Origin of the sequence: Enterococcus sp. FSL R5-0957, assembly GCF_038008005.1 — a bacterium.
In the GTDB taxonomy this organism is placed as follows: Bacteria; Bacillota; Bacilli; order Lactobacillales; family Enterococcaceae; genus Enterococcus_B; species Enterococcus_B faecium.
Genome location: NZ_JBBOYG010000001.1, coordinates 2024309 through 2045447 on the forward strand (window position 1 = coordinate 2024309; position 21139 = coordinate 2045447).

Sequence of the window (21139 nt, forward strand, 5' to 3'; positions counted from 1 at the left end):
AATAAGTGGTTTTTATTTTTTTTCGTCTTTTCGAGAAAACTTGTCTTTGACTTCATCGCCTAAATTTCGAGCTTTTTCTTTGATGTCAGCACCTAGTGATTGTGCTTTCCCTTCTGTTTCTTTGCTCTTATCGTCTGTTGCTTTGCCGTATGCTTCTTTTCCTTCACCGACTACTTTATCTTTCATATCTTTAGAACGTCCTTTTAAATCTGCCATTGTGCTTCCTCCTCTTAGTTTGTTTATTGATCTACCTTCAGGGTAACATCAACAACAGATACAGACAAACAGAACGCTCGTTTTCTAAAAAAGATAGTTAGAGCTGTTGATTAAAAACTTTTTTCGAAAGTCCCCCATACTTTGACTTCTTTTTCTTGGACCATTATTTCTCCTTTAGCGATAACTGTATCAATATCAAGCGTTTCTTTATCCAAGATACACAGATCTGCATCAGCACCAATTTCGATTTTTCCTTTTTTATCCAATTTCAATATACGTGCTGGGTTACTGGTTATAGCTCGTAAGGCGATTTCCAAAGGGATACTTTCTTTTTGCACAGCTTCTTTGATCCCTACTAGCAATGCCTTGGCACTTCCTACTCCTAACCCTAGGAAATGATTGTTTTCATCAAAATAAGGCAAGCTTCCTTGTCCATCTGAGGTCATCGTGAAATTATCTAAAGAAACATCTTCCTCGATCAATCGTTTCAGTGCTTTGCTGAAGCGAACTTCACCATCTGTCTTCTCCCAAAAATCAGGATCTTCGCTAGCAGTGAAGTCAATCGTGCCACCACGTTTGGCAAATGCCACGCAAGCTTCAAATAATTCTGGTGTGCGATTTGCATGAGTAGGCAAAAATTGTGTGATCGGAATTTCTGTTTCTTCTACGATTCGTGTCAATAGCTCTAGCTTTCTTTTTCCTCCGCCTAAGTGGACATTGATGATCCCAGCTTTTCCGGATAACATGCCTCCTACACGAGCATCTGCTACTGCACGAGCGAACTCTTCAAAACTTGGCTGAGAAGAACGGTGATCGGATACTGCGATTTCTCCGATTCCGATAATTTTATCAATTGTCAAAAAGTCTTTGATGATAGAATCTGTTACTGTTTTTACCGGCAATCGGTACGAACCTTCGTATACATAAGTGGAGATTCCTTCTGCTTCCAGACCTTTCGCTTTGCTGATCAACGCAGTCATATCTCTACCTTCTCCGTCTGTTCCCAAACAACCGACAACTGTCGTTACACCAGCTGTAGTCAATTGGCTCAATGTGACTTCTGGCGTTCGATTTTGATAACCGCCTTCTCCTCCTCCACCTAAAATATGGAAATGACAGTCAATGAAACCCGGGGTTAGTACTTTTCCCTCACCTGAAAGTTCTTCTACTTCCACTCCTTCGTAGCCGCCTTCTAGCTGTTCTTCTACAGCCAAAATCTTCCCACCGGCAATCAGTACATCCATTTTTCCTAAGTAATCTGGTGCAAACACTTCAATTTGTCGAATGATTTTCATACATTTTTCCTCTTTCTTTAAGTATAACTGATGATAGGATCTTAAAAAATAATCCAAACGATAGAATCTTTACTCCTTTGATTTTACCGTAAAATGACGGTTCTTGGAGTCCTTATCTACTGTTTGGATTACTTTTTTATTTACAGGTCTCCAGTACTACTGCAGACCTATTGCAATGGCAATCATGATGAAAATAGTTCCTAAAACAAACAGGAATCCTTGCATCTTGATTTGGAATCTTGCCCATTTTGCCCATTCGATCCGTGCAACACCTAGCACACCAATCAAGCTGGCTGATACGGGTGTAAAAGCGTCCATAAAACCTGAACCAAGCTGATAAGCAAGAACTGCTACTTGTCTGGATACACCTACTAAATCTGCCAGTGGAGCCATGATTGGCATAGTCAAAGCTGCTTGTCCTGAATTTGATGTAACAACCAAGTTGAACAAACTTTGGAAGATGTACATCGCCCAAGCACCAATGACAGCTGGAACACCGGTCAACGCAGTCCCGATCCCATGCAAAATCGTATTCAAAGCTGAAGGAACAGATGCATCAGATCCTCCCAAGACAAGAAGAATCCCTTTGGCCATACCTACTACGATTGCTGTACCAGCTAAATCAGCTGCACCAGATTGGAAAGAAGAAGCGATGTCATTGACTTTCATTCCATCTAATTTGAAAAGAACAGCAATGATTCCAGCAACTAATCCCATCACAAAGAATTGAGAAGCGATTTCTGGAATGTAATAGCCTTTTTGAGTCACGCCCCAAACGATCCAGACAAGGACAACTAACATCTCTAATAAGATCAGTTTATGCCCAAGCATGAATTTTTTATTTTCATCAGATGTCTTTTTGATATGAGAACGGAAATAATCATCTGATTTGTAAGTCAACGAACTTTCTGGTTTTTTACGGATTTTTTCTGCGTATATCATCATATAACCAGCGGCTAATGCAGTAACAACTACCCACATAATCAATCGGAATGTCGCACCAGACAACACGGGGATTCCAGCAATCCCTTGAGCCACCGCTACGCTAAACGGGCTCATCCAAGAGGTCGCATTTCCGACTTGAGATGCGACATAAGTCACGGTTACTGCTACGATCGAGTCATATCCTAACGCAATGACAAATGGAACCATCACCATTGAGAATGGAATTACCTCTTCTGCCATCCCGAATGTAGCGCCACCGAATGAAAAAGCAAAGAATAATAGCGGTAAAGCTAAACGCTCCAGTCCCTTAGTTTTACTGATAAACGCATAGATACCTGCGTCGATCGCTCCGGTACGCATAATAATACCAAAAGCACCTCCAACAACAAGGATCAATGCAGCGATCCCTACAGCAGATCCATACTTATCTCCAGATACTAGTCCTTCAAAAACAAAATTTAAGAAACCAAAGCCGCCAAAATCATCTGTTCCCCATATTTTGGCTGTTTTATGCAATTTTTTAGAAGTATCATAGATATTTTCGCCGTACTGATCGTAAAGCACATCATCTGTCAAGGAGATTTCATCTAGTTTTTCCTGCGTAAGATTTTTTTCTCCGTCAGCAATGACTTTTTCCAATCCTTTTTCCGGAACATCCAGTTTTTCACGTTCTGCTGGATGATCTTGCAGTTCTTCTAATTGATCAAACACATACGACTTATCCAGCTCGTAAGCATAACGGAAGGAATCTTGACGTAAAACAGTACGAGTACTTGTTTCGCCATTTGCATCTTTGTATTCAATATCTTGCGTGCTGAACTTTCCTGCTGGAACGACAAAAGTCAGTATCCATGCAAAGATGACTACACCAAAAATAATGACATACGTATGCGGTGTCGATAATTTAGTGAAGTCGCGTTTCGGTTTTCCTGAAGAATTTGTTTTCTTCAAATTTATTTCTTCCTTTCTTTTTTCAGTAATTTTGATGAATAAAAAATGGATAATCAAATGAATTATACAGTAAAAATGACATTTCCACATGAATAATTTATTAGAAAATCACTTTTTTCTATTTTGCTTTTTTTCTCCTATGTATGATTATTTTTTTCTCTTTCCATTTATATTAAGTATTTTATTTCTCTGTTTTTCCTTAAAATTCTTTTTTTATTTTTAGATTAGAGAAAATCTCGTCCTGTTTTTTTCATTTTACAATCATTGAAAAATTGATTTTCATTGCAAAAAAAATAATAAACACTTATAAATATCCATTATCTATCCTTCAATTTTTGTGTATTTTCTTTCTACGCCGATTGTAAAATTAAGCTAGACAACTAAAAAAGCCATTTGTGCTACACTCAAAATAGTTCTGACCAAAGAATTATAAGGAGTGAGTACAAATGACCTATACCCATCTTACAACGGATGAACTTGTAATGATAGAGTCTTATTTCAAAATAAATCAATCTGTTGCGAAAACTGCGCATTGCTTGAATCGTTCAAGACAAACGATCCATAAAGTATACCTATTCTTCAAGCAAGGAAAATCAGCCTTAGAATACTATCAACAGTATAAGAAAAACAAATCAAACTGTGGTAGACGCCCGCTTGTTTTACCCGAGGAACAATCAGAATATATTCAAAGAAAGGTTGTTCAAGGATGGACACCCGATGTGATTGTTGGTCGTGCAGCGTTTCCTATTCGTTGTTCTGCTCGTACCATTTATCGTATGTTCAAAAAGGGGCTATTTAATCCTTCTGACTTACCGATGAAAGGCAAGCGTAAACCGAATGGACATCAAGAAAGGCGTGGAAAACAAGCTTTCCGCCGCTCTATTCATGAACGTGAAAAAGATTATAGCCAATTCTCAAATGAGTTTGGTCACCTTGAAGGTGACACTATCGTAGGTCTGAAACATAAAAGTGCTGTAATTACCTTAGTTGAACGATTATCAAAAGTTATCATTACATTGAAACCGTGTGGTAGACAAGCGATTGATATTGAAAAAAAATTAAATCATTGGTTTGAATCTGTACCGAAAAATCTATTCAAATCCATCACTTTTGATTGTGGAAAGGAATTTTCAAATTGGAAACAAATCAGTAATGCCAATGATATTGCCATTTATTTCGCTGATCCAGGAACACCGTCTCAAAGAGGCCTAAACGAGAATTCTAACGGATTGTTACGTAGAGATGGTTTATTGAAATCTATGGATTTCAATTCAGTAGATGAATCTTTTATTCAATCTGTCACATCTAAACGAAATAATATTCCTAGAAAATCACTGGATTATCGAACACCTTTGGAAGTATTTTTGAGTTACGTAAGTATTGATGATTTGTCTAACTTAATTTGACAATTAAGACTATTAGAAAAAGGTATCCTGTTGGACAATTTTGTTATATCAGGTAAACTTCATTGCAATAATGATAACAAATGTACTATAATTACTTTGTAAAGAGTTTTGGGGAAGACTCTTTCATCAACGTGTATTAAGAGACAAGAAAGAATCCATATGGATTCTTTCTTGTCTCTTTTTCCACTACTTTTTATTTTTCTGACACTACATATTCTTATAACTCATTTCTCATAACTGTGAAACAACTTATAAAAATAACAAACTTTAAACAAAACAAGCTTAAAATCAAAGATGATCCATCTTAAAATAACTAAAATAAAAAAAGTAGTCGTTGTTAATCCTCATTAATAATCGTTTTCTTTTTTTCAAACGCTCCATTTTTATGTGGAACATTATTTTTTTTAGGAACTTTGTCAACATGTGGATAACTATTTTCCACTTGTGTCCTGGACTAGCTGTTTTGCTGTAAAATAAAAAACTTGCTGCAGCAAAAAGATCGTTGCAAGAGAGGCTGTTCCGCAGATCGCTGGATCTAGATTTGGCAAAGTCAAGACTGCATCATGTAAATTGGCGTGGTTGTCCAAAACCAAATCAGCAAATTCAAATAATCGCAAACCACTGCTGTGTTGCGATTTGATACTTCGTGACAAATCAAATCCAGTAACAATGATTAATGGATGACCATTTTCTTTGATCCACTGAGCTAGTTCGATGATTGCCGGGTTTCTTCCTTCATTCGAAAGAAGAAGAAAAATGTCTTCTGATTTGACAGAAAGCTGATCAATAATTGCCTGTCCTGCACCTTCTAGCGTTTCATAGACACCTCCGGCTGGATTTTCAATCAATATACTTGGTACAAGATCCGGGGTTTGATCCCAAAATTCAAATGCTACACCACTTAGTGTGCGGCTAGCATATATCTGCAATCTACCACCTTGATTAATTTGTTTCGCAATCCAAGTGCCAGCTTGAAGCATCAGCGGCTCTTCTATCCTTAATTTCTCTTCCAATTGGTGATAATAGTCAAAATAACATAAACTCATTTATCTCTCCCGCCTAGCTATACTTGACATGAATAGAAACAGCTGCCTAATCTAAGGAAGTACATAAAAAAACAGTAGTTAGACAGTAACACATGTGGTCTTTGCTGTTTCAAACACAAAAAAGGCATTGAACGAATACGCCCAATACCTTGACATAGCAAATAAAACAACGTGCAGACCATGGAAAATATCTACATAGGGGTAGAATTTTCACCCTAGATTAGGTACAATAAATTAGGTCGATGCACTGCATTGACTATGGCAAAATGATCGGTCAGGGTGTATGTGTGTGACTGGTCACTCCCTGATTCTTAGCGTCAACTAAGGGTCAGGGAGCCTTTTTTATTCAGCTGTTTCTATCTGAATTTATTGTAAGTAATCTCTTATCCAAGTGCAAGCACGAAAATACAAAAAAACATTGGTATGATTTATATATATATAAATAACATAAAAAAAGGAATGGCTTATCCCGATACAACAAGTATTCCTTTAAAAAAGATTCTTTTATATAAGTGAAAAAAGCTTTTTTTCACCAATTAAATAAATCTCTCATCTCAATAGTTTATCCATTATTTTATCTTTTTTTTTGCGTATACCTACTAAATATTACCGTCTTCTTCTCGTTCTTCTACTTTGTTCGAGAGAATCTGTACTAGAAAAAGTAGTTGTATGTCTACCTTTTCTGCCTATCCGAGACTTTCTTTTCATATATGGGATATAAATGATTAGATACAGTACAGCAAAAAATAAAGCAAATACGCAAGCTTCCCAACTACCTAACGCCAATTCAACCATCAAGGTAGCAACCGCAACGGATGCTGCATACCAGATAAAAATCAGAAACGTTTCTTTTTTTCTGACCATGCGAAACATGATAAATAGACTAATAAGCAATAGTGGCAACACAAATATCCAATTGCTTCCTTCCATCAGCCACTTGAGTATATCAAGCAGCGACTGTGCAACAGCGACTAATTTTCCCATAGTGAACACACACCTTTTTTTATAATTAAAAAATTCGCCTTTTTATTCTACTATGAATCTTCTGGCTTGGCTTTCATTTCTCTTATGTAATCATTTTCTTTTATACAACTTAAAAAAAAATTAAACCATTAGCAGAATATTTTCTGAATCTATTCACGAAAGTCTTTTTCTATCTTTCGTTTTCCACGACTCAACTGATCTAGAGTCAAAAAACTAAAACGACAGTTGCGCAAATGACGCACAAGCTGCCGCTTTAATAACAAATAGCCTTTCATTCTCAGCAGGCCACTTATTTCCAGTTAACTTTCTGTTCTTAGCTTTTTACTCAACTGGATAATATATGCACTTAATGAAGTCCCAATTTCCGAATGTTGAAGTCCATATTCAATATTTGTCTTCATATATCCTAACTTATCGCCTACGTCGTATCTTTTTCCTTTAAACTCTCTCGCATAGACCGCCTCTGTCTGGTTAAGAGTCTGAAGTGCATCCGTTAGCTGTATCTCGTTTCCTGCTCCTGGTTCTTGAGTTTCTAATATCTCAAATATTTTAGGAGTCAGTAGATAACGTCCGATAATGGCTAAATTACTTGGTGCTTTTCCCATTTCAGGTTTTTCTACAAACCCTTTTACTCTGCAACGACCTTTTTCGCTATCTGTTTTAGGATCAATAATTCCGTATTTAGATGTTTCATTTTCTGGTACACGCATGACGGCAACAGCGGAAGCTTGTGTTTCTTCATAATCCATCATCAATTGTTGAGTCAATGGGATATCATCTTTCATCAAATCATCCCCCAGCATGACGACAAACGGTTCATTTCCTATAAATGCTTTTGCTTGAAGCACGGCATCCCCCAGTCCTCTTGGATGAGATTGACGGATGAAGTGAAGATTGACTTGAGTCGTTTCTTCAACTAAAGCGAGTAATTCTGTTTTTTCCTTTTCCCGCAAATTGTTTTCCAATTCGATATTTGCATCAAAGTGATCTTCAATGGGTCTTTTTTCTTTTCCCGTTACGATCAAGATATCTTCGATTCCCGAATCCAATGCTTCTTCCACAATAAACTGGATCGTTGGTTTATCCACGATTGGAAGCATTTCTTTTGCCATGGCTTTTGTTGCCGGCAAAAAACGTGTTCCTAGCCCAGCGGCAGGAATGACTGCTTTTTTGACCTTCACTTACTGTTCCTCCTAAACGACGATTAACTATTGCTCATCTATTTAACGAAGAGAAAATTCATTCTCCATTTTTCCGTCACGTAACATGATTTCTTTTGCTGCTTTTTTGATATCTTCTCCATTATACAAAACATTATAGATTGTTTGAGTAATTGGCATCTCAACACCTAGCTGTTGAGCTAGCTCTACTGCTGCTTTTGTCGTTGCCACACCCTCAACGACCATTCCCATGTTTTCTAGAACTTCTTCCAGCTTATGTCCCTGTCCTAACAAGTTACCGGCACGCCAATTGCGAGAATGAACACTTGTACAAGTAACGATCAAGTCCCCCACACCACTCAAACCGATAAATGTCAGAGGATTGGCACCCATCGCGACACCAAGACGGCTGATTTCTGCCAATCCTCGAGTCATGATTGCTGCTTTTGCATCATCTCCGAATCCTAATCCATGGATAGCGCCGGCACCAATTGCAATGATATTTTTCAATGCTGCACCAGTTTCTACGCCAATCACATCATTATTTGTATAAATCCTGAAATAATCATTCATGAACAGTTTTTGTACATAGGCTGCTGCTTTTTGATCAATACTTGCAGCTGTAATTGTTGTGATATCATGTACTGCCACTTCCTCAGCATGGCTAGGACCAGATAATACAACAATTGCCTGTCTTTTTTCTTCTGGAATTTCTTCAGCCAAAACTTCTGAGATTCGTTTATGCGTATCTTGTTCTAGTCCTTTACTTGCATGTATAATGATTGGCTTAGTATTCATTTTACCAATAAGTTCCTGTGCGACTGAACGAATCGCTTTTGTTGGAACAACAAATAAAATAGCATCTGCGTTATCCACTGCTTCTGCCAATTCTTTATATCCGATAATCGATTCTGGGATCGTCAAATCAGGTAAAAAATGCTGATTTGTATGATACTTATTGATTTCATCAATCTGTTCAGGTACATTTCCCCAAATACGGACATCATGCCCGTTTTCTGCCAATGTTTGTGCTAAAGCAGTGCCCCAAGATCCAGGACCAAGAACTGCGATTTTTTGTTTCATGGATATTCCTCCAAATAAATAATTGATAATTTCCATTATAGTATACATTTCTTAAAGTTGGGACTAATTTCCATTGTTTTTAAGTGTTTGTTTACTTCTTTTATCGTTTTTACTTGAAATAATCAATGATATGTTACAATAGTCTACATTTTATTTTTACACTCGTTATGCTTTGCTTGTTCCTAAGAGGAAGCAGTTTTGACAATGTTACTACCAGCATTACTATTAGGAGGTTAGGAAACTTCTCCTAGTGAGTATTGATTTAAAATACATAAGAGACAGATTGAACATTTCTAAATCTGTCAGGTCCTGCAACGGACAGATTGTCTCTGTTTACGGTTGACATAGGAACTTTTGTTTTAGTCAACATTCTGGATACAAAACGCTATGTAAACTGGCGCAACTCGTTGTACTTGGACTTTTACTACGGATCCATGCAACAACAAAATAGTACTATTGCATAACAAAAAATGGTTGGCACCCACATGTCCCATTAAACAGATTATAAGTTGAACTGTAGATAATGCAAAAAATGTGTTTTATAACGTAATTGATGCCAATATTTTAAAAAAATAAAGGGAGCAGTTATCGCTGCTCTCTTTATTTTTTATATTCTTTTTATCCAGTCTATCCTAATAATCAAACTGACGATAGTAGCGGCGTATCTCTAATGGATGGCAGTTCAACTGCTCCACATGAGCATCGATGCGTTGTGTCACTACATGCATCAATAAGAAAGACAAAACACGTCCGCGATATTTTTCACTGATACCTTCTACTGGATAGTCTTTTGTGTCTATCAATGTATAATTGCTGCAAATTTTTGGCAAAAGTTTAGCCACACGTTCAGATAACACTCTCTGTTCATCTTCGCCTAAAAATAATGTGACTGGGGTTGTTTCTTCTACGATCTCTAACGTCCCGTGAAGAAACTCGGCAGCATGGATAGATTTCGATGGAAGCCAGCTTTGTTCTTCCCAGTAACACATGGCATATGAATAAACAGCTCCCCATTGATTCCCTGCTCCAATAAAATAATGCATACTATCACGTCGATGTTTTTCTGCAAATGATAAGCCAAATGCATCTGCTTTTTTCTCTGCTTCCACTAACCCTGTTGGTAAATAACGTTCGAGCTGTTCATAGTATTCTGAATAAGCTTCGAATTCTCCATTCAAATACATCAATCGATCTGCTGCCATAAAAAATTTGATTTGTTCTGTTCCAGGAGCTGGATAAGTGACCACAAAATCGCATAGCTGAGACAACTTACTGTTCGCTTTATCGATAAATCCAATCAGTGTCGCTCCTACTTTCTTGATTTGTTCTACTGCTTTCACTACTTCTTGAGTTGTACCGGTAACAGAGGACAAAATAACGATAGAATCTTTTGTTAATCTTTTGTTTCCAGTAGTGTAATATTCTGCAGCATGCTGTACAAAGACAGGCAAGTTGCTTTTCCCATTCATATAAGTGACAGCTTGCATCGAGGAAGCATACGTTCCACCGATTCCTAGATAATAGACAGCGTCAAATTTTTCCGCATAAAGTTTATCGATGATTTCTTCTACTTGCGGACGTAAAGCTAGTGCGCCTTTTATTGCTTTGATTTGTTCTTCTTCATTGAATTTCAGCATGATTTCCACCTCTTATAATTTACTTTTCAAGACTGTATCAAAGTCTTCAAAAATCTTTTTGTTCAAGTCAATACCTTTAGCTACTGCGGTTTTATAAGCGAATAGTTGAAACGGAACGACAAGCGCTAATACAGACAGATATTCATCACATTCTATTGCTAATCCAAGTGTTTTCTCGTTTCTTGCTTTTTTTGTGGTAATGGTGAGAGTCTCTCCAACGTACCGACTCATATATCTTTGCAACTTTTGCGAACGTTCCTTATTTACACTTTCCCCTTCAATAAAGAATAGCAAATGCGAAGCATCTGCCTCCAGGTATGGGCCGTGCATATAAGCTTCTAACTCAAATCCTTGTAACGGAACGCGGATTGTTTCAGTCAATTTCGTCTCTGCTTCTTTAGCTGTTCCCCAGTTTGGACCATATCCAATGGTGACGAAACGCTGTGCTAAACGAAATAAACTTTGATATCCATCAAAAAATTCTTCCGTTTTTTGAATAATCGCTGGTAAATGGTTGATTATTTTGCGCAAATGTTGCATGTAGTCTTGTTCTATTTTTTTGCTGATTTTATTTTTACTTATTCCAATTCCTATCCCTAAGAGTAGTAACTGTAAAACAGTCGCAGAATAGCCTTTTGTAACGAAGCCTACTGATTCTACCCCGGCACCTAAATCAATAATTTGTGCAGCTTCTAAAGCAAGTGGACTTTGCACGTCATTTGTGATAGCAACAACAGGTAACCCTTGTTTTTGTATCATTTTTACTGCTTCAACAGTAGAAGCACTTTTCCCGCTTTGTGACACAGCAATCACAGTATCGATTGAAGGAGAAAGTTTTCCATAATGGGAAAAATAAAAAGGTTCTTGAATATCGACAGTAAGATCACCATAAGATTCCAATGCTGGCTTCGCTGCTAAACAAGCGTTATAAGATGAACCCGTTGCTAAGATCAGTAAATTCACTGTTTTTTTCATATGTTCTCTTGTCGAAAAATCATTCTTTTTCAAGATCGTACTTAGTACTTCCTTTTCTTCATAGATATAATCTTGTATCGTAAACATTTTCTCTGCTCCTTTTTTAAAAAATCCCTATCCACGAACCAAAAATTCCAAAGAAAGCTAGTCCGATCAAGATCGTTAATGGTTTCACTTCTTTCTTCAATAGATAAAACACTATGCCAAATGCTCCAAGACATAAGATATTTGGAACGATATCATCAAAAATACTTTGAACAGTCACAGCATTTTCTCCTGAACCGATTTTTAAAGGAATATTGATGGTGATCATCGTGGCAGTCATTGCTCCAACGACCATCAGTCCAATAATAGACGCGCCTAATGTCAAACTTTCCATCATACCGTTTGCCTGGATCTTTTTCAAAAAACCCGTTCCTAAGCGATATCCCCAACCTGTTGCTAGATAGCGAAACAGAATGTGCGGAATATTGAAAATCAAAATGAACAAGATAGGGCCTAAAATATTTTCTTGCATGGCTAAAGAGGTACCCACACCTGTGGCAATCAATCGCAAAGTTCCCCAAAAGAAAGAATCTCCTAACCCTGCAAGAGGCCCCATCAAAGATGTTTTGATACTATCGATCGCAGTCACATCAAATTCAGGATCATCCTTATTTTCTTCCTCCATTGCAGCCGTGATTCCTAAAATCAGTGTAACGATATGTGGGGTCGTGTTAAAAAACTCTAGATGCCGTTTCAAAGCTGCTGCCATTTCTTCTTTCGACTGATATAACTTTTTCAAAATCGGAATCATTGCATAAACATAAGCCATATTCATCTGACGTTCATAATTCCAAGAAAACTCCATTTGAAAAGAACGCCAAAATACGTGATTTAGCTCTTTTTTCGTTATTTTGCTGTTTTTGATCTCAGAATTCTTCATCTTCTTCTACCTCCCCTGCAGTTGTTTGAAGTGGTAGTTGACGGACATTCATAATATTGACTACCACAACTGCTAAAATCGCACCAAAAATAGCTACTCCGGTCACAGGAATCTCTAAGTAAGAAGCTATAGCAAAACCTAAGAAAAAATATGGTGCAACTTGTTTGTTGATCAGCAAACGAGCAAGCATCGCAAAACCAAGAGCTGGAATCAACCCTGTAGCTACTGACAACCCCTTTTGAACGAAGTCAGGAATCATATTTAATAGATTTCCGATCGTATTGCTTCCCACCATATAAGAAACCATTACCACAACACCAAGCATCAAGGAAAGACCGATACCGGCAAGCAAGTGCATATGCTCGACTCCTTTATAATTTCCTTCTTCTGCATAACTGTCTGCTTTATGGTTCATAATTGGAATCAAAAGCCCTAAGTAAATATTTTTCAATATCAATGTCAACGTAGCAATCGGCAAACCTAGTAAAAGCGCGGTTTCTGTACCGGCTCCAGCTGTAATAGCAAAAGCCGTCCCTAAAATCCCACCGGTCACAACATCAGGTGGAATCGAAGCACCTACTGAGAACGATCCGATAAATGCTAACTCTAAAGTTGCGCCCATAATGATCCCAGTTTTTACATCACCTAACACGATTCCTGTAAACAGCCCCGTCACAATCGGACGAGAAAGCAACGATGTCCCTAGTGCATATTCTGATTGTGCGACAAATGCAACAATTCCTAATAAGACTGCTTGTACAATCATTGAGGTTCTTCCTTTCTTACAAAACTTCTCTTACATCCACTTTTTTATCTGCTGGTACTTGACGGATTTCTACTTCTATTTGTTTGTCAATTAATCGTTTCAAGCGTTCCTCCTCTTCTGGTAAAATATTTACCGCTTTTCCGATGCTGCGAGTACCAGGTTTTGCCTTGATCCCTCCTAAGTTGATGGTTTTGATTTCTGGATACGCTTCTGCCAGCTTATATGCATCCTCGATCGATTCCACTACGATGAATAACTTATATTTATCTGTCACCCCGCTTTTCAACGCGGCAATCGAGTCATCAATTGATTTGATCACTAGTTTGACTCCTTGTGGCTTGGCTAATTTGATCGTTGTCTTTCGTATCTCATTCGTAGGTACATCATCATTAGCAATCAAAATACAGTCTGCACCTATTGTTTGTGTCCATGAAAAAGCTACTTGTCCGTGTAATAACCGATGGTCGACTCTTGTCAATACAATCATTTTTCTTCCTCCTAAAATTCGTCTTCTTCTATTTTCTGATTGAGCCGCTCGTTACAAAACTGGATCATTTTTTTTGAATCAGTTAGCACCTGCTGGATCAAAACAGTTGTCTCTACTTCAGCGTCCAACTGAGATACTAGCTCAATCAAGAGTGGCAAATTCAATCCGGCAACGAGATAGACATGATCCTGATTGATATATTGTAAGAATTCGTTGTTGACACTTCCGCCAAAAAGATCCGTCAGAACAATGATTTCTTTATCTTTGTACCTCATAAAAAGCTGCCTTACTGTTTCCGCTAAATCAAAATTCTCATCAGTATAGCAATCCAATACAGTAATAGAATGATTTTTCCCATAGATCAGCTCTAATGAATCTAATATCCCTGAAGCAAATTTTCCATGGGAAGCTAAGATAATTTCTCTATCCACTTTTTCATCTCCTCTTTTCACTTACACATACTAAAAAAGCAAGTTGCATGCCAAAATTAGTGGCAACAACTTGCTTATGTTCAAAATTCTTCTTCTATCGAGAGAAACTCTGTATCTTCACTCAAAATATCATAGATATAGGCAATCTCAGAATTGGGGATCATGACACTATAATGCTCTTCAATGACACTAAACGCAGATTTAATAGCAGATAACCCTTCTTTTTGACACTGCTTCCATTTCTCTAATCCTTGATAGGTTTCGATTGGCATTTGTCGGATCAATCGTTCAATGAGACAGCTCACATGGACATACAACGCTAATTTTTTGGGATTGCTGATGCTTCGATTCAACTGCACCTCTAATTCTCTCATAAAATGATCGATTTCTCCCATCACCTTCTCTGTATCTAGAATAGTCACGGAATCCAGTACTTTTTCCAATGAAAAATTACGAATGATGCGCTGATTGAATATTTCCTTCTCTGAAGCATTCATAGTAGTGTCCAACCATTCAGCTAGTACAGACATCTTTTCCCCCGAGATGAGGTCTTCTAATGAAAGATATTCGATATTGGTGATATCAGGATCTGTGGTGCCAATCATTCCTACGACTTCGTATATGGAAAATAATGGGTCACTGTTTTTCTTATCTTTTAATTGCTGATATTCATATGGGATGATTTTCAACTGACAAGCCGTAGGTAAGCTTTTTTCTAGCAGTTCACTTAAGTGGACCGCCGTACCGATTCCAGTGAAGCAAGTAGTAATGAGTGCTTTGGGTTTGTTTTCCTCTGGATAGAGCAGTCGCCATTCTGGCTGGATCTGTCGAACAGTCTCTTCTGCTATCTCTTCTAATGATACATTTTTTTGCAGGCATTCCCCTACTGTGATTGCTAAAGGTGTCGTCACATTATTCAAAATCAAAAGCGGTACGGATAACTGTTTTTTAAAAAACTGATGGATTTCTTTCAGAGATCCCATGTCTACTAATATGATCAATCCATTTGAAACATCGCTGTTTTCGCAATAATCAAGGATTTCTGAAGCAATCTGCTGTGGTGTGACATCTAGTGGCATATCAAATGATTCAAATAGATCCTCTTGTAATAAACGATTTACTACATTTGCCATACTGCTAGCAGTTGCATAACCGTGAGCAGCAATCATCGCTTTTGGCAGTCGTTTTTCTTTTGACCATTTCGCTTTTTTTAGATAGATCGTCAGTAAAATCCGATCCATACTTGTGTCTTCAATATCTAATTTGATCTTACTTAATTCCAGAATTCGTTGGACATAGTGATAACTAGATGGATAAGACTGAGAAACTTGTTGTTCTAATTCTTTGATTAGTTGGATAATATCATGTTCTTCCGGTAACCATTTGATAGTGCTTCGCTGATAGAGATAGTAACTCAAGGCATAGACACTGTTTCCATCGAATTTGATTTGATAGGCAGTTTCCATTTGTCGAAAGGTCTCTCGGATAGATTGTGTCCAATAAACCAGCAGCTCGTGTTTTTCTTGTCTACTGGTCTCAAACAGCAAAAAATCAAATAATTGAATCACTTCTTGCTTTAATTTTCCTTCGCAAGAATATAGCAGACAGTTATTTTTCTTGAAATCAAGTAGGATTTGCTCAAAACTTTTAACGATTCGCTGCTGTTCGGGCTGTTGCTTCTCCATTAATTGCTCTAAGGTCTGGTCTTGCGTAATATAGATTCCTTGCTGTGCTGTATTTTTAGTAATAGGCTGCGCAAGTAGTTCTTTTTGCAAATGATGGATCGTGACATGGATTTCAGGCTGTTCACGCTGTTCAGCATATGCTTTTGCTGCTGAAACTTTGACGATATTTTTCAGCTCTCCTATGTTTCCGGATAATTTCTGACTTGTTAAAAGTGACAAAGCTGGTCCACTGACTGACAAAGGGCTCCCCATTTTTCTTTGTTCTTCGAGAAAAAAAGAGTAAATCAGTTCTAGCCGTTCATTACGACTACGCTGATTAAGTGCAGGTAGTTCGATTCGGATAGGTATTCTTCGAATGAAAGTTGTTAAGAAATGACTAGTAATCTCTTCAGTCGTAGCAAAAAAGAGACGTGTTTTGATCCGGCGTGACAAATTAGGTTCTCCCATACGATAAATCACACCTTGATCAAGATAGGTGAACAGTTTTTCCTGACCTTCTGGTGTTAAGCGATGTACCTCGTCTAAAAACAAGATCCCACCATCTGCTGCTTCAAAAGCCCCTTTTTTATTTTCTTCTGCACCAGTGTACGCTCCCTTAACATGTCCAAACAAATTGCTAGTCAAAAGTTCAGGATTATCTGCATATTGTGCACAATTAAAAGTGATGAATGGTGCAGAATCTTCTAGCAGATCATGAAGCAGACAATACTGATAGACCAAATTAACTAAATAACTTTTACCTGTGCCACTTTCGCCTGTAATCAAAAGTGGTAATCCGCCATCTGGATAGTAAAGAGCTGTTTTGATTTGTTCGATACTTTCTTTCAAACTGGCGTCGTATCCGATCATAAAAGAGAATAAGTCTTTTGGTTGCGCGAAAAAAGGCTGTTCCTCTTTGAGATCATCGATAGAAAAATAAAAATTCGTGCGTAACTTAAAAAATTGTTTTTCAAAAGCTTCTTTGTGGAAATAAATCACTGGTCGAGAATTGATTTTGACTAGTAGTTGCTCATCATTTAACTGGTTCAAATAATGACTGACTGTGTTTCTTTTTACCCCAAAATGATCAGCTAACCTTTGTGCTGTAAAGACCTCGTTCATATGTTCTAAATCGAAAAAGGCTGTCTGGTTCTCTAAGTAACATAAAATTTCCTTCTTCAACAACTTATTCACCCCTTCTCCATCATAGAAAACGGATTCATTTTGTCAATAAAATCTTTAATAAAGAATTGAAAAATATATCTTATTATAGACAGCAGCCTACTTATCCCTTATAATTTTTATTCTAAAAAACGTACAGTTCCTTCCAGTTTTTATACTGGAATTTCAACATATGAAAGAATAAGGAGGCTATGACTATTCAATGAAATCGGATAAATATAAAAACAGGAAACATACTTCCTGGAAAACTTTTCTAGAAATCATCGGATCTTATCTCGCTGTAGTTGTATTTTTGCCTTTGCTTTATATGGCTATGACAGAACAAACTCGTTTTATTGGCGTAGATACGCAATATATAGCCGAAACAGGATTTTTATTCATCTTTATCTTGATTTTTGCGTTCTATAAATCCTTCCATACAAAATAAGATTCACAGATTTCAACTTTCCTGTCTGTTTTTAGCTATTGCAAATCCTTATATGTGGTATAACAACAATTTATTGGCATAATGAGGAAAAACGAGTTATGATGCTTTCAGAGAGTAAAGAGGTACTGTTGTCACCATCCTTTTTATTGATTACGTACACCACTCTTAGTTTTTTCCCATTGATTACGAAAACAAGGTAGAAACATTGATGTTCCTACCTTGTTTTCTTTTTTTATTTTCAGATCAAAATCTCAAGTAGCTTTTGACTTGATGTCGGGAGGTTGTCTTCGTTCCATCAAACCTGATAGAATCTGCGCCAAACCATAGTTTTCTCCACTATTATTTATTCCTCTAAGATAGTACCCACAATAAACGAATAAATATTTTTCTCATTTTCATACTCCTTCTTTGAAAATCAATTAGATTTCTCTCAACCCACTTTTTTACAAAAATTACGTAGCAAAAAAGATTGCAAGAACAAATTAAAAAAAAAGTAAATAGAGTTTCGTCTATAAACATTTACTTGATATATTTTTTATGCAGAATTCATTTATAGAAAAATTAAGTAAAATAGACGTTCCTATGAATGAAGAGACTGGCATGTTTTCTCATTTTCTTTTTTTTCTTAATTGTCAAATTAAGTTAGACAAATCATCAATACTTACGTAACTCAAAAATACTTCCAAAGGTGTTCGATAATTCAGTGATTTTCTAGGAATATTATTTCGTTTCGATGCGACAGATTGAATAAAAGATTCATCTACTGAATTGAAATCCATAGATTTCAATAAACCATCTCTACGTAACAATCCGTTAGAATTCTCGTTTAGGCCTCTTTGAGACGGCGTTCCTGGATCAGCGAAATAAATGGCAATATCATTGGCATTACTGATCTGTTTCCAATTTGAAAATTCCTTTCCACAATCAAAAGTGATGGATTTGAATAGATTTTTCGGTACAGATTCAAACCAATGATTTAATTTGTTTTCAATATCAATCGCTTGTCTACCACACGGTTTCAATGTGATGATAACTTTTGATAATCGCTCAACTAAGGTAATTACAGCACTTTTATGTTTCAAACCTACGATAGTGTCACCTTCAAGGTGACCAAACTCATTTGAGAATTGGCTATAATCTTTTTCACGTTCATGAATAGAGCGACGGAAAGCTTGTTTTCCACGTCTTTCTTGATGTCCATTTGGTTTACGCTTGCCTTTCATCGGTAAGTCAGAAGGATTAAATAGCCCCTTTTTGAACATACGATAAATGGTACGAGCAGAACAACGAATAGGAAACGCTGCACGACCAACAATCACATCGGGTGTCCATCCTTGAACAACCTTTCTTTGAATATATTCTGATTGTTCCTCAGGTAAAACAAGCGGGCGTCTACCACAGTTTGATTTGTTTTTCTTATACTGTTGATAGTACTCTAAGGCTGATTTTCCTTGCTTGAAGAACAGGTATACTTTATGGATCGTTTGTCTTGAACGATTCAAGCAATGCGCAGTTTTCGCAACAGATTGATTTATTTTGAAATAAGACTCTATCATTACAAGTTCATCCGTTGTAAGATGGGTATAGGTCATTTGTACTCACTCCTTATAATTCTTTGGACGGAACTATTTTGAGTGTAGCACAAATGACTTTTTTAGTTGTCTAGCTTAATTTTACAATCGGCGTTTTAAAAAAAATAGTCTATTCAATTTCTAAAGCTTCTTCATAATAAAACTTTCATTTATGAAAAGGCTTGTTCTCTTTTCATTCTAAATTTCCTAAGCTACAATGTGGTAGTACTTGTTTTTTCAATTGTGGACAAATAAATAATAGGAGGAATCATATGATTCAGTTATTACGTTATGCAAAAGACTATCGTAAGCAAATCATTTTGGGCCCGTTCTTCAAATTTCTTGAAGCTGTCTTCGAACTTGTCCTGCCTTTAATGATGGCTTCCTTGATCGATAATGGACTAAAAATGAATGACCGAGGAAAAATCATTGAAATGGGCTTATGGATGGTCGCTATGTCTGTGATTGGTCTGATTTGTGCTATCATTTGCCAATACTATGCTTCAGTAGCTTCACAAGGATTTGGTACAGAGTTACGTAATCAGCTAATCAAAAAAATCAATACTTTCTCTCACAACGAGTTGAATCATTTTGGAACAGATACCTTGATCACCCGAATGACAAACGACATCAATCAGCTTCAGCTAGCTTTAGCAATGGTCATTCGTTTATTGATCAGAGCACCGTTTTTAAGTATCGGGTCAGTGGTCATGGCTTTTGTGATCGACTGGGAAGTAGGTCTGTTTTTCTTAGCATTATTGCCTATTTTCTCAATCATTTTATTTTTTATCATCAAAAAAACCGTTCCTCTCTACCAAAAAGTGCAAGAAAAACTAGATCAGCTCAATGAACACGTTAGTCAGAATCTTAGCGGTGTTCGTGTCATCCGCGCATTTGCGCAGACAAAAAAAGAAACAGAGAAGTTCGATAAAAGCACAAATGATCTAGCGAACAATTATTTACGTGTTTCCAATATCTCTGCCCTATTATCACCTGCTACAACCTTGATCATGAATATCGGGATCATCTGTTTGCTGACAGTTGGCGGGATCAAAGTAAATATTGGTAGCTTGCAACAAGGACAAGTTCTTGCTTTGATCAATTATATGAATCAAATGCTTTTGGCACTGATCGTTGTTTCAAACCTCGTCGTGATCTTCACACGTGCCGAAGCTTCAGGAAATCGGGTGAAAGAGGTGCTAGACACAGAAAATTCGATTCTTGAAGCTGAGGTCAGTACTACTCCCGATTTTTCTTCTGAAGCAATTATCGCTTTTGACCATGTTGACTTCCGTTATACTCCTGATTCTGGTCTTTCTCTCCAAAATATTACATTTCAGCTGAAGCGAAATACAGTCCTTGGAATCATTGGTCCAACCGGAAGCGGGAAAACGACTTTGACACAATTGATTCCGCGTTTCTATGATGTCAGTTCCGGTACAGTCATAATGGACGGAATGGATGTTCGTTCTTGGCAGCTGGATCATCTCCGTCAGCAAATTGCTCTTGTTCCCCAAACTTCTGTACTATTTACCGGGACTATTCGTGAAAACCTTCAATGGGGTAAGAAAGACGCCACAGAAAAAGAATGTTGGGAAGCTCTGAAAATCGCTCAGGCAGAAGAATTTGTCCGTCAGCTTCCAAATGGTTTAGATACAAAAGTCATGGAAAATGGGAAAAATTTCTCTGGCGGACAAAAACAGCGACTGACGATTGCAAGAGCTTTGATTGCCAAGCCAGCATTACTGATTTTAGATGACTCTTTAAGTGCGTTGGATTATCAAACAGACTTGGATTTGCGTAAGGCGCTACAGACTTATCTTGGCAGTACAGTGATTATTATCTCCCAACGTGTCCGCTCTATTCAAGAAGCACATCATATCTTAGTGATGGATCAAGGTAAGATTGCTGCTCAGGGTACCCATGAAGAATTACTTGCTCAATCAGCAGAATATCAGGAAATCGTCGCATCACAGGAGGAAGAATAG

Annotated in this window: 18 protein-coding genes; 3 read left to right on the forward strand and 15 right to left on the reverse strand. The window is 37.3% G+C overall.

Annotated elements, in window-relative coordinates:
* Nucleotides 1-12: 12 nt before the first annotated feature.
* The 3 genes from MKX69_RS09900 to yfcC form a co-directional block, all read right to left on the reverse strand.
* Nucleotides 13-216 (reverse strand): CsbD family protein, encoded by a 204-nt coding sequence (locus tag MKX69_RS09900; RefSeq protein WP_002287127.1) that lies wholly within the window; start codon nt 214-216, stop codon nt 13-15.
* Nucleotides 217-326: 110 nt separating this feature from the next.
* The gene (gene iadA / locus MKX69_RS09905) at nt 327-1511 is read right to left on the reverse strand and encodes a beta-aspartyl-peptidase (RefSeq protein ID WP_002287126.1); all 1185 of its coding nucleotides are present in this window, start codon (nt 1509-1511) and stop codon (nt 327-329) included.
* Between the two features lie 156 nt (nt 1512-1667).
* The gene (gene yfcC, locus MKX69_RS09910; RefSeq protein ID WP_002294022.1) at nt 1668-3407 is read right to left on the reverse strand and encodes a putative basic amino acid antiporter YfcC; all 1740 of its coding nucleotides are present in this window, start codon (nt 3405-3407) and stop codon (nt 1668-1670) included.
* A gap of 446 nt (nt 3408-3853) precedes the next feature.
* Between yfcC and MKX69_RS09915 the strand changes: the two genes are divergently transcribed.
* The gene (locus MKX69_RS09915) at nt 3854-4813 is read left to right on the forward strand and encodes an IS30 family transposase (protein ID WP_002330482.1); all 960 of its coding nucleotides are present in this window, start codon (nt 3854-3856) and stop codon (nt 4811-4813) included.
* 431 nt (nt 4814-5244) lie between these two features.
* Here MKX69_RS09915 and MKX69_RS09920 read toward each other — a convergent pair whose 3' ends face one another.
* The 11 genes from MKX69_RS09920 to MKX69_RS09970 form a co-directional block, all read right to left on the reverse strand.
* On the reverse strand, nt 5245-5859 hold the full coding sequence (locus tag MKX69_RS09920; RefSeq protein WP_341010016.1) for an SIS domain-containing protein: 615 nt from the start codon (nt 5857-5859) through the stop codon (nt 5245-5247).
* A gap of 606 nt (nt 5860-6465) precedes the next feature.
* Nucleotides 6466-6843 carry a hypothetical protein gene (locus MKX69_RS09925; protein ID WP_002298948.1) on the reverse strand — a complete coding sequence of 126 codons (378 nt, stop codon included), beginning with the start codon at nt 6841-6843 and terminating at the stop codon, nt 6466-6468.
* A gap of 299 nt (nt 6844-7142) precedes the next feature.
* Nucleotides 7143-8024, reverse strand: a complete 882-nt coding sequence (gene galU, locus MKX69_RS09930) for a UTP--glucose-1-phosphate uridylyltransferase GalU (RefSeq protein WP_002287122.1) — start codon at nt 8022-8024, stop codon at nt 7143-7145.
* A gap of 42 nt (nt 8025-8066) precedes the next feature.
* The gene (locus tag MKX69_RS09935; RefSeq protein ID WP_002287121.1) at nt 8067-9086 is read right to left on the reverse strand and encodes an NAD(P)H-dependent glycerol-3-phosphate dehydrogenase; all 1020 of its coding nucleotides are present in this window, start codon (nt 9084-9086) and stop codon (nt 8067-8069) included.
* Nucleotides 9087-9718: 632 nt separating this feature from the next.
* Entirely contained in the window at nt 9719-10723 is a 1005-nt protein-coding gene (locus MKX69_RS09940; RefSeq protein ID WP_002287119.1) for an SIS domain-containing protein, read from the reverse strand.
* Between the two features lie 12 nt (nt 10724-10735).
* On the reverse strand, nt 10736-11785 hold the full coding sequence (locus tag MKX69_RS09945; protein ID WP_341010022.1) for an SIS domain-containing protein: 1050 nt from the start codon (nt 11783-11785) through the stop codon (nt 10736-10738).
* A gap of 16 nt (nt 11786-11801) precedes the next feature.
* Complete coding sequence (locus MKX69_RS09950; protein WP_002339755.1) at nt 11802-12623, reverse strand: PTS system mannose/fructose/sorbose family transporter subunit IID; 822 nt, start codon at nt 12621-12623, stop codon at nt 11802-11804.
* On the reverse strand, nt 12610-13389 hold the full coding sequence (locus MKX69_RS09955; protein WP_002299096.1) for a PTS mannose/fructose/sorbose/N-acetylgalactosamine transporter subunit IIC: 780 nt from the start codon (nt 13387-13389) through the stop codon (nt 12610-12612). The genes MKX69_RS09950 and MKX69_RS09955 overlap by 14 nt, the downstream gene beginning before the upstream one ends.
* 16 nt (nt 13390-13405) lie before the next feature.
* Nucleotides 13406-13876, reverse strand: a complete 471-nt coding sequence (locus tag MKX69_RS09960; RefSeq protein WP_002287114.1) for a PTS sugar transporter subunit IIB — start codon at nt 13874-13876, stop codon at nt 13406-13408.
* A gap of 11 nt (nt 13877-13887) precedes the next feature.
* Nucleotides 13888-14307, reverse strand: coding sequence for a PTS sugar transporter subunit IIA (locus MKX69_RS09965; protein ID WP_002319018.1), 420 nt, complete (start codon nt 14305-14307; stop codon nt 13888-13890).
* 80 nt (nt 14308-14387) lie between these two features.
* Entirely contained in the window at nt 14388-17165 is a 2778-nt protein-coding gene (locus MKX69_RS09970; protein ID WP_179189817.1) for a sigma 54-interacting transcriptional regulator, read from the reverse strand.
* A gap of 190 nt (nt 17166-17355) precedes the next feature.
* Here MKX69_RS09970 and MKX69_RS09975 point away from each other — a divergent pair, with 190 nt between their 5' ends.
* Nucleotides 17356-17580 (forward strand): hypothetical protein, encoded by a 225-nt coding sequence (locus MKX69_RS09975; protein WP_341010027.1) that lies wholly within the window; start codon nt 17356-17358, stop codon nt 17578-17580.
* Nucleotides 17581-18212: 632 nt separating this feature from the next.
* Here the strand turns inward: MKX69_RS09975 and MKX69_RS09980 are convergent.
* A complete protein-coding gene (locus tag MKX69_RS09980) occupies nt 18213-19172 on the reverse strand; it encodes an IS30 family transposase (protein ID WP_000222573.1) in 960 nt (319 codons plus the stop codon).
* Between the two features lie 251 nt (nt 19173-19423).
* On the opposite strand from MKX69_RS09980, the gene MKX69_RS09985 reads away from it, so the two are divergent.
* Nucleotides 19424-21139, forward strand: a complete 1716-nt coding sequence (locus tag MKX69_RS09985) for an ABC transporter ATP-binding protein (protein ID WP_002319016.1) — start codon at nt 19424-19426, stop codon at nt 21137-21139.

Bases quoted from the DNA above. Each gene is read 5' to 3' on its own strand.
- MKX69_RS09915 (WP_002330482.1), top strand. From the start codon at position 3,854: ATGACCTATACCCATCTTACAACGGATGAACTTGTAATGATAGAGTCT.
- MKX69_RS09950 (WP_002339755.1), bottom strand. From the start codon at position 12,623: ATGAAGAATTCTGAGATCAAAAACAGCAAAATAACGAAAAAAGAGCTA.
- MKX69_RS09925 (WP_002298948.1), bottom strand. From the start codon at position 6,843: ATGGGAAAATTAGTCGCTGTTGCACAGTCGCTGCTTGATATACTCAAG.
- MKX69_RS09945 (WP_341010022.1), bottom strand. From the start codon at position 11,785: ATGTTTACGATACAAGATTATATCTATGAAGAAAAGGAAGTACTAAGT.
- MKX69_RS09975 (WP_341010027.1), top strand. From the start codon at position 17,356: ATGAAATCGGATAAATATAAAAACAGGAAACATACTTCCTGGAAAACT.
- MKX69_RS09960 (WP_002287114.1), bottom strand. From the start codon at position 13,876: ATGATTGTATTGACAAGAGTCGACCATCGGTTATTACACGGACAAGTA.
- MKX69_RS09920 (WP_341010016.1), bottom strand. From the start codon at position 5,859: ATGAGTTTATGTTATTTTGACTATTATCACCAATTGGAAGAGAAATTA.
- MKX69_RS09940 (WP_002287119.1), bottom strand. From the start codon at position 10,723: ATGCTGAAATTCAATGAAGAAGAACAAATCAAAGCAATAAAAGGCGCA.
- MKX69_RS09955 (WP_002299096.1), bottom strand. From the start codon at position 13,389: ATGATTGTACAAGCAGTCTTATTAGGAATTGTTGCATTTGTCGCACAA.
- MKX69_RS09985 (WP_002319016.1), top strand. From the start codon at position 19,424: ATGATTCAGTTATTACGTTATGCAAAAGACTATCGTAAGCAAATCATT.
- MKX69_RS09935 (WP_002287121.1), bottom strand. From the start codon at position 9,086: ATGAAACAAAAAATCGCAGTTCTTGGTCCTGGATCTTGGGGCACTGCT.
- MKX69_RS09900 (WP_002287127.1), bottom strand. From the start codon at position 216: ATGGCAGATTTAAAAGGACGTTCTAAAGATATGAAAGATAAAGTAGTC.
- iadA (WP_002287126.1), bottom strand. From the start codon at position 1,511: ATGAAAATCATTCGACAAATTGAAGTGTTTGCACCAGATTACTTAGGA.
- MKX69_RS09980 (WP_000222573.1), bottom strand. From the start codon at position 19,172: ATGACCTATACCCATCTTACAACGGATGAACTTGTAATGATAGAGTCT.